We start from the raw sequence: 1074 nt of genomic DNA on the forward strand, positions 1-1074 counted from the left end.
GGCGCGCTCGCCGCGGACCGCCGGGAGGCCGAGCTGAGGCTGCTGCTGGCGCGGGGCGGCTCACGCGCCGGCATCGCGGGCCGGCTCCTCGGCGAGGGCGCCGTCACGGTGCTCCCGGCGGCCGCCGCGGCCACCGCGCTCGCCGTCCTGCTGCTGCCCACGCCCCGCCTCGCGGCCTCGCTGCTCTCCGCCGCGGCCGTCACGCTGCTCGCGCTGCTGGCCCTCCCGGTCCGCGCGGCCTTCCTGCTCTCCCCGCCGCGCCCGGCCGCGCGCCGGCGCAGGGTGGTGGCCGAGCTGCTGGTCCTCGCCGCCGCCGGGGCCGCCGTGTCGGAGGTGCGCCGCCGCGGCGTCGCCCCGGCCGGCAGCGGTACGGACCCCCTGCTGATCGCCGCCCCGCTGCTGCTCGCGCTGTGCGGGGCACTGCTGCTGGCCCGGCTCCTGCCGCTGGTGACGGGCCGGCTCGCCCGGGCGGCCGGCCGCAGCCGCGGGCTGGTCGGCTACCTCGGACTGGTGCGGGCCGCCCGGGGCCAGGGCGGCAGCGGGGCCGGCACACCGGGCCGCGGCCGGAGCGGGCCCTCCGTCCTGCCGCTGATCGCCCTGCTCCTGGCCGTCACGACCGCCGGGTTCGGGGCCGCGGTCCTGCAGTCCGTGGACACGGCCCGGCTGGCCGTGGCGCACCGGACGATCGGCGGCGACGCGGGGATCTCCGTGGTCGGGGCCGGCCCGCTCCCGGACGGCCTGGTGAAGGCGGCGGCCGCGCTGCCGGGCGTACGGACGTCCGTACCGGTGTGGACCGACGACGACTCCTCCGTCCTCGGCACCGCCGGGGGCGGGACCCGCGTCACCCTGGTCGTCGCGGAGCCCGCCGCGTACGCGGCCCTGTCGCGGGCCCTGGGCTGCGGAGCCTTCGATCCCGCCCTGCTGGGCGGCGGCGGTACGGGTTCCGCCGACGCCCCGGTCCCGGTGCTGTTCAGCGCGGGTCTGGCCCGGCAGGCCGGCCCGGGCCCGTCCACCCTGCGGCCGGGACCCGGCGGGGAGCTGCAGGTACGGCGCGCCGGTGTGATCGGCTGCACT

The 1074-nt window shown here is 81.2% G+C and carries 1 pseudogene; it reads left to right on the forward strand.

Features of this window, described 5'->3' with window-relative positions:
• Positions 1-1074: pseudogene (locus VR44_RS38255) on the forward strand (hypothetical protein); the annotation flags it as partial.

The organism is Streptomyces katrae, from assembly GCF_000966975.1.
Classification (GTDB): domain Bacteria; phylum Actinomycetota; class Actinomycetes; order Streptomycetales; family Streptomycetaceae; genus Streptomyces; species Streptomyces katrae.